The organism is Psychrilyobacter sp. (genome assembly GCF_049671765.1).
Taxonomy (GTDB): domain Bacteria; phylum Fusobacteriota; class Fusobacteriia; order Fusobacteriales; family Fusobacteriaceae; genus Psychrilyobacter.
The window spans coordinates 1-8,960 of the sequence record NZ_JBATVM010000203.1; the positions used below are offsets into that span (position 1 = coordinate 1).

Genomic DNA, 8,960 nt, shown 5'->3' on the forward strand with positions numbered 1-8,960 from the left:
CGATCTCTCTGTCATCAAAATGAATCTTTTCTCTACCTATTATCTGATAATCTTCGTGTCCTTTACCTGCTATGAGTATAATATCATTTTTCGTTGCCATAGATACAGCATCTGCTATAGCTCTTTCTCTATCAGCGATTCTTATATAATCTTTAGCTTCTTTAAAACCCTTTTCTACATCATTTAAGATTAACTCTGGATCTTCTGTTCTAGGATTATCTGACGTCAATACCACAAAATCACTTAGTTTTTCTGCTGTTTCTGCCATCTTAGGTCTTTTTGTAGTATCTCTATCTCCTCCACATCCAAATACAGTTATGATTCGACCTTTCTTTATCTCATTTAAAGCAGTCAAAATATTCTTTAATGCATCTTCAGTATGAGCATAGTCCACTACTACCATAAAATCTTGACCACTATCTACAGTTTCAAATCTTCCTGGAACCCCTTTTAACCCTTTTAATCTTTCAAGGATAGTTTTGATATCCAGTCCTAATTGAAGACCTCCTCCAATTGCTCCCAGAATATTCATAAGGTTAAATCTTCCCAAAAGTCTACTCTTTAATCTGTAATTTTTCCCTTCATATGTTACCTCTATCTCTTGCTCTATGTTCCCTACACTTATTATCTTTCCTCTTAAATCACCAATTTCTTCAGCATAACCTATCCCACCGAATTCATCATATAATCTCTTTCCATGGGTATCTTCTATATTATATACTCCACACCGAGAATCTTTTAATTTAGTAAATAATTTTCTCTTAGCCAAATAATAATTTTCGATTGTTTTATGGTAATCCATATGTTCTGGAGTAAGATTAGTAAATATTCCAGCATCAAAATCTAGCATCTCTACCCTACCCATTTCAAGAGCATGGGAACTAACTTCCATCACTAAATATTCTATATTTTTTTCTACAGCTTTTTTACACATTTTTACCAAATCCATAGATTCTGGAGTTGTATTAGGAGCTGGGATTATTTCTTCACCAATCTTATATTCTACAGTCCCTATTCTCATTGTATTTTTTAAAATTTCATCTAGGATATAAGTAATCGTTGTTTTTCCATTGGTTCCCGTTACCCCTATAACCTTTAGATTTTTTTGAGGCCAATTATAAAAATTAGAAGTTATTACCCCTAGATGTAATCTCAGGTCTTCTACTAAAATATATGTAACATCTTTATTTAATATCTCTACACCTTTAGAAACCAATATACACTTTGCTCCTAAGGATATAGCCTTTTCTATATAATCATGACCATCCACTACACTTCCATCAAGTGCTGCAAATATATTTCCTTTTACTATTTTTCTTGAATCATATTCCATTCCAGTATATTCTATCTCTTCCCCATAATTTAATATTTTATATTCAATATTTTCTAATGTTTTTTCTATATTATTCACTTTTTACCTCCTATAACGACACAGATTTACAGCAGGAATAATTCATGAGTTATCCCTTCATAAATATCTATATTGACTTTATATTTTAAAGATCTATTTTTTGTCCTATATTTAACTGAATAGCTTTTTCATATATAATTTTTGCAACATATAAATCTAAAAGAGCCATTCCTACTGATTTAAAAAATACTGTTTCGTCAATTTTCTTTTCTTTATCCTTAAGAAAAGAACCTATAGTATGAATCTGTTCCTCTTTTATTAAACCTTCTGATAGAGGATAGCAAAGATCTCCTGATTCTTCCTTTGCAAAATAAGTATCTGTATATATTTTATTTATAAGAGAATATATACCTTTTGGAAGTTCTCTCATAGTAGGCTTATAAGATCCTATTGCAATATAAGTTTTACCTTCTAGAAGTTCAACCTTATCAGGTAAAACAGGATTATCTGAGCTAGTAGCTGTAATCACAATATGAGTTTCTTTCAGAACTTCTTCTGCTGAGTTACAAATAACTACCTCGATATCAATCTTCTTTTTTAAACGATTTGAAAAATCTTTTAATTTTTTTTTATTTGAACCATAGATTTTTACTTTTTTAATGGGTCTGACTTTGGATATAAATAGCACTTGCTGAAATCCTTGAACTCCTGTTCCTATGAGACCTAAAGTTGAAGAATCTATTTTAGAAAGATATTTAGCTCCTACTCCCCCAACTGCTCCAGTTCTAAGTTCTGTTAAAGTTTTTGCATCTATCATTGCCAGTGGCTCTCCAGTATTAGGATCATTTAAAGTCATGAACCCATCTATAACAGGCTTATCTATTTGACTGTTCTTAGGGAAAATAGTCAAAGATTTTGTTCCAAAAATTTCATCTGTGAAACAAGGCATATAGAGAAGCGTATTTTCTTTATTATTCACATGGATCCTATCTGGCATCTCAAAATTATTATTTTCATAAGCTAAAAATGCATTTTCTACACCATCCATAACTTCTTCTAAAGAGATTATATTTTCAATTGCTGTTCTATTTAAAAAAATCATATTTTTGTATGATAAATATTTATTTTTTATCATACCCTCCTTTTCGTTATTATAATATATAGATCTAATCTATTATTCATATTTATTGGAATTAAAATTCTATTAATATTATATTTTTTTCATAAAATTTTCAGGTATCTCCCTTTCTATCTCAATATTATACTTAGGTATATTTACATAATATGAATATAGATACATCATACTTTCTTTACTAATTCCATATTTCATATCTCCTACAATAGGCATCTTTTCATTGGCTAATTGAACTCTCAGCTGATGAGTTCTTCCAGTTCCTAATAATCCCTCTAGTAAAGTTCTTTCTTTCCCATTTTTGATAGTCTTAAAATAACTAATACTTTCCTTAGCACCATCTTCATATTCATCTAATTCTATTACTTTTGTTTCTGTTTTCTTCAAATAAGATTTAATTGTAAACTTATTTTTTTTAGGTTTTCCGTCTACCAAAATATAATATTTTTTTTCTACCCTTCTCTCTCTGATCTCTTCGGATAATTCTCTCACTACTGGTAGGGTTTTAGCCCCTATAATCATCCCAGAAGTAGCCTTATCTATCCTATTTACAAAGGTAAAATTCAAATTTTTTGTGTATGCTTTTAGCATCTCTGATAATCCATAGTCATGTCCACTGCCCTTGTGCATAACCATATCTGGTTTTTTATCAAATATCAAGACTCTCTCATCTTCATATGCGATCCCAGATTTTATATATTTTATCTCTCTTTCTGTCAATTCTATAAATGATTTTTCTACAGTAGCTCCCTCACGTAAAAATACGTTTACAACATCTCCTACTTGTAGTCTATATTTCCCCTCTACTTTTTTTCCGTTTACCTTTATTTTTTTAGTTCTAAGATATTTAAATATCTCTCCTAATTTCACTCCTTCATACTTTTTTCTAACAAATTTATCTACTCTAGTATCTTTATATTCCTCTGTTATCTTATAATCCATTACTCCACCTCTAAAATTTTCTATTTGTTAAAATTATATCATATAATAACCATTCTTTCCTCAATTACATAAATCCAAATAACATTTTATAGGATATAATCTTGTTAAATTTTATACAATGCTTTATAATATTAGTTAATTAATTAATTTATTAGGGGGATTCTATGGACTTTATGAAAATTCAGATATTAGCTATCGGAATGCTAATACTTGGAGCGTATACTGGAGGAGTTATTGCTAAAAAAATAAAATTAGGAGAAACTGTAGGTCAAATTTTAGGAGGAATGTTAGTCGGTCCTCACCTATGGACATTAGTGCACGACTGGGCTTCACAAAAAGAAGGATTATCTTCTATGCATTTTTTCCAAAAATTGGAGTATGTATATACCCATGGGTTTACTACCTATGGTAACGTAATTGAGGAAAGTCATTTCTTTGTATTTTTCTTCTTAGGCCTTATAGCCTTTAGTTTAGGAGAAGAACTTCATTTTGATAGATTAAAACAAATGGGTCTCAAACCTACTATTATATGTCTTACTCAAGCTATGCTTGCATGGATTTCTATAACACTAGTTTTTTTCAAAGTTTTTCATTTCCCACTTATCAATTCAGCCATTGTAGGTTCTATCGGAATTGCTACAGCACCAGCACTTACTTTTATCCTTATGAATAAATTAAAAGTCGAGGGCAAATTAAAAAATATTCTAGCTAATATCGTAGTATTAGATGATATTATCGAAGTTATATTCTTTTCTGTATTTTTAGGTATAGCCGTAATGATGCAAAATGGAGAACAATTGTCTTTCGGTCACCTTGCCTTTGAAGTTGTAAAAGAGTTTTTCTTTGCTATATTAATAGGAGTTGTTATTTTTTTCCTCCTAAAATTTACTGTGAAACCTAAAAAAACAGATGGATTAGAAATTGAAGTTGAAAGTTTTTATGGACCTATGCCTTCAATAGAACTTTTCTTTATTATTTCAGGTATTATTGCTGTAGGTTCTGCTGTGGCATTACATTTTCACCTACCGTTCTTAATAATGGCAGTAGTTGCCGGTGCTCTAGTTTCTAACTATCACTATCACGCTATATTTCATTCTCTGCAATTAGGTAATGTTATGCCAGCTTTAAACTTATTTTTCTTTGCACTAATTGGAGCCAGTGTAAAATTAGAAACTTTCTCTAGCAAAACATTTGTCTTTGTTTTAGGATATCTATTGGTAAGAGGTAGTGCAAAACTTATAGGAACATGGCTTGGATGTCGTATCACAAGTCAAGAAAAAGAGATTACAAATAGTTTACCAAAACTAATGCTTCCTCAAGCTGGAATGGCAGCAGTCGAAACTATCTTAGTAGCCACTGTCTTAAAAGGTAATGGAGGAGACCTTATCTTTAATACTATTATTCCTGCTTTAGTTATATTTGAGATTGGAGGAGCATGGATATCTGAGAGAACTCTAATATCTTGGAATAAATTTATGGGTGAGAAATATAAATCTCATAAAAAGAAAAAACATTTTGCCATTGAAGATATCGTGGGGAATATTTGGGAATTTAAAGCCCAAAATAAAGAGGATACAGTTGAAAAATTAACTGTACTACTTAAAGAAAAGTCACTTATCAAAGATGTACATGAAATATCCCATGCAATTATGACCCGTGAAAAATTAGCAAGTACAGCACTAGGAAAGGGAGTAGCTATTCCCCATTGCCGTACAGATGAGGTTACTAAAACTATCTGTGTGTGTGGTTTCTTAGAAAGTCCTGTAGAGTGGAATTCTCCAGATGGAAAACCTATAGATATAGTATTTTTAGTTATCACTCCTAAAGATAAACCACAGGAATATCTACAAACTGTTAGGAGTATAATTCTTACTTTAAAAGATCTAAGTCTTGAAGGCGAATTAAATCATAGTTTGCTTAGGAATATATTAGTGGGGTAGACCCTCTTCCTTCTTATAGTGTCTCCCTCGTAGGGAGATACTGAAGTAGAGTTTGAAAGTATCAAAAGAACCTCTCAGAATTTTTCTGAGAGGTTCTTTTTTTATCCTTATTTTAGAAGCGAAGAAAATTTACTATAGGTTTCTCCCTACGAGGGAGACAACAGTTAACAAGGGAAGAGGGTCATACTTTATCCATTAAATTCAACCTTATAAACCACAGCATTATCTTTTAGTTTCAACTCACCTTTTTGAACAAATGTAATCCAAACTAATTGTTTGAATTTATTTAATTTTTCTTCTTTTGTTTCGTAATCTTTTAAAATTCCAGATTTTAATATTTTATCTATTTCTCCACTTTTTATAATTTTCTCTGTCTCAATTATTGTTAAGTGAGAATATCCAACCTTCTTATCAAATCTCTTCTCTATATTTTTACTATTCTCATCTTCTTCCTTTGCATCATAATGAATAAATTCTACTATATCATCTGAATCCAATATATATATTCCTTTCTTATCACTACTGAAATTATAAATGGGTATTTCTGTTCCTTTATATTTATAGATTCCTTCCAATATTTCTCCATATTTTTCAAAATATCCATTATCTAAATCACTACTTAACACAATATTTTTCCTACTTTTCCCACTTTCTTCATAAAAGAAGCTAAACATGTCAATTCCAGTTAAAATAATCCATGGTTTCCCTTTTATCTTTTCTAATGCTTTTTCTATAGAATTTGTGTCTTCTTTCTTAACTTCTATACTCTCTATTATAATTTGTTCAATAGCTCTATTCTGTTCTTTTCCATAAGATTCTGCTATAGCTTTAGTTCCACCTTCATTTCCTAATTCAACAAAGTATTCCTTTTGCATGTATTGACCAATATATCTAGTTTTTCCTTTTTCTTCTTTGATGTCTCCTTTATATTTTCCTAAATCCTTCAACCATCTTATAATTTTAGATTCTGATAATATTTTTTCTAATTTTTTCTTAAATATAGTTATTTTCCTTTCTGATATTTCTAATTCCACAACCGTTTCTTCTTCTTTATTTTTAATTTTAATTCTTATTTTCTCAAATAATCCTTTTACTTGTTCATACTCTTCATTTATTAGAGACAATTCTTCTTTTTGTTGTTTTAATTCACTCAATAACCAGCCTATTTTTTTTTTAAATTTATCTATTCTTTTAATTAATTTTTTTCTCTCTTCATCATCTAACCTTTTTAATAATAGTTCTAAGCATTCATCTTCTAATAATCTATTTTCATAAACTTTAAAATTCCTAACTTTTCCTAATAATTCAAAAAACAATTTATTCTTTTCTCCATCAGTTCTCACAGGGTCAAAAGATACCCTAACTAAATTTCTTCCTTCATAATATTTATCCCAATTCAATCTATCTTTATACTCTTCATTCCATCCATATATCTCTTCACCAATAAATTCATACAATTCAATTAAATCTATTAGGTTGTTGTTTGATAACAACCTTTCTATAAATTCTATATACTCATCCATTTTTTTTAATCTATCTTCATTATCTTTCGATTTTCTTTTTTCTTCCTTCAAATATAGTAAAATTCCAAAATAAACTGATTTTTCCAATAATTTATAATCTTTTTTTATTTCTTTCTGATATTTAAACTGATGTTCTATTAAATAAGTAAATTGTTGGAAAAAATAAAAATCCTCATTTATTACTGATTTTTTAATTCCCTCAGTGATAGCTTTAAACATTTGAGAATACCATTCTATCCCATCTTCAAAATTCTCCTTATATTTTTTCCAAATTCCTAAGTAATCAAACCTAAACGCATCGACTACTCTCAATTCAAATTTATCAGTCCCATTTCTATAATGATAGTCATATACCTTTTCCATCCCACAAAGTGCCCAATAGAAATTTTCCTTATCATTGTCTCTCAAATAATATTCTGCTAACTTTATATGTAAATAACTAATTTCTTGAAAGATTCTATCATCCTTTTTCTCATATACTATTTCATATAAATCATATAAAAACTTAATTATTTTTCCATACTTTATATCAGTATCTACGTACGTTATTTTATTTTTATAAACATCTAAAAACTTATTAAAATAATATCGGTATTCCTCTATTTCCTGTAATTCTTCCATCTTTACCATTTTATATAATTGTTTTTTTACCCCTATATATAAATCTATTTGTTCATTTTCAGTGAATATATTTTCCATAACCTTTTCAAAAACTTCTTTATAAGAAGACTCACTATTAACTTTTATTATCCAATATACACTTCTAACTAAACGGTATATTAAATATCCAATAGGTCCTAATAAAAATACACTTTCACTTCCAAATATAAATAAAATTACAATATAAAACGATAGATAGAATAACTCCTCCTTCCCTAGTAAGGTTAGTAACATAAATTTTTTCAATTTATTATCTACACTTACTGCATAAATATAAATAGCTACTAACATTCCTGTTAATCCTACAAATAATGTTGGCATATTTCCAATATCTAATATAAAAGCAGCAATTTCATCTAAGGTTTTAACACCAAAATAATCAATTCTAAAAAATGGTGTTTCAATTGTTTTTTCAATATATCTTATTCCATATGAAAAACCTAAGGTTATATCTAAAATCTTCTCAAAAGCTTTAGCTATTACAATCACATATAAAACATTGAATATCCAAAATATATTTATACTCATATTCCCTATAAAAGAAATAATCCCTTTTGTTTTTTTACAGTTTTTTAAAAAGACTTTTTCTTCTACTTTTCTTATAATTTTAAAAGGCATAACACTTCTAAGATTTTCCTTTTTCACCCATACCCACACAAAACACATATTTAAAGCTACTATCAATATCACTTTTATTACACTAGATTCTATCATCTACTCTCTCCCCATTTATATTTTCTTTCTTTAAGACGAGTTTAAAAAACTTCATATAAAGTCAGAGTTTTTCAATTCTTTTTAATTCTTTTTCTAGATGTTATTCTACTCCTCAGTAAATATATTACGAGTTTCGTCGGACTCAACATGCCCGTCAGGCATCCCTCTAAGAAACGGGGATCCACGACCTTACTCTATAACATCAAATGGTTATTGCCTCGGTTTCTCTGATTTGAGAGAAACCATAAGAAGGAGGAGTTAGAGGGTCTCTCCCTACAAAATATCTTCCTCTTTATACGCTGGTCTTTCTTGATCTGGATATCCTAGAGCAATTACGCAAAGCAGTCTCTTATTAGTTGGTATTTCCAAGATCTCTTTAGCTACCTTCTCTGCATCTCCTCCATCTTCGGTATATCTGTTCCTCATCTGCACCCAACATGACCCTAAGCCTTGATGACGAGCTTCTAATTGGATAAATGTCGATGCAGTGCTACAGTCTTCTATCCAAGTATCAGATATCTCCTCATTTCCTATTACAGCTATAGCTGTAGGAGCTTCTGCTAAAAATAATCCTCCCTTTGGTTTTATCATAGATAATTTTTTTAATATTTCCTTATCTTCGATCACCATAAATTCCCATGGTTTTTTATTTTTTCCACTGGGAGCTACCTTCCCAGCACCTAGTAGTTGATTTATTT

At 29.5% G+C, this 8,960-nt stretch carries 6 protein-coding genes; 1 reads left to right on the plus strand and 5 read right to left on the minus strand.

Annotation, left to right across the window (positions count from 1 at the left end; translation table 11 throughout):
- The 3 genes from WBG30_RS09950 to WBG30_RS09960 all read right to left on the minus strand — a co-directional run.
- Positions 1-1,402 (minus strand): UDP-N-acetylmuramoyl-L-alanyl-D-glutamate--2,6-diaminopimelate ligase (locus WBG30_RS09950; protein ID WP_424504506.1); only part of this gene is annotated, 1,402 nt, incomplete at its 3' end.
- 94 nt (positions 1,403-1,496) lie between these two features.
- Positions 1,497-2,486 carry an ornithine cyclodeaminase family protein gene (locus WBG30_RS09955; RefSeq protein WP_424504501.1) on the minus strand — a complete coding sequence of 330 codons (990 nt, stop codon included), beginning with the start codon at positions 2,484-2,486 and terminating at the stop codon, positions 1,497-1,499.
- A gap of 75 nt (positions 2,487-2,561) precedes the next feature.
- Positions 2,562-3,425 (minus strand): RluA family pseudouridine synthase, encoded by an 864-nt coding sequence (locus WBG30_RS09960; protein WP_424504502.1) that lies wholly within the window; start codon positions 3,423-3,425, stop codon positions 2,562-2,564.
- A 164-nt stretch (positions 3,426-3,589) separates the two neighbouring features.
- Between WBG30_RS09960 and WBG30_RS09965 the strand changes: the two genes are divergently transcribed.
- Positions 3,590-5,365 carry a cation:proton antiporter gene (locus WBG30_RS09965; RefSeq protein WP_424504503.1) on the plus strand — a complete coding sequence of 592 codons (1,776 nt, stop codon included), beginning with the start codon at positions 3,590-3,592 and terminating at the stop codon, positions 5,363-5,365.
- A gap of 188 nt (positions 5,366-5,553) precedes the next feature.
- Here the strand turns inward: WBG30_RS09965 and WBG30_RS09970 are convergent, their stop codons facing one another.
- Both WBG30_RS09970 and WBG30_RS09975 read right to left on the minus strand, forming a co-directional pair.
- Positions 5,554-8,262 carry a hypothetical protein gene (locus WBG30_RS09970; RefSeq protein ID WP_424504504.1) on the minus strand — a complete coding sequence of 903 codons (2,709 nt, stop codon included), beginning with the start codon at positions 8,260-8,262 and terminating at the stop codon, positions 5,554-5,556.
- A 273-nt stretch (positions 8,263-8,535) separates the two neighbouring features.
- Positions 8,536-8,960: nitroreductase family protein (locus WBG30_RS09975; protein WP_424504505.1), on the minus strand; the 425-nt coding region annotated here is incomplete at its 5' end.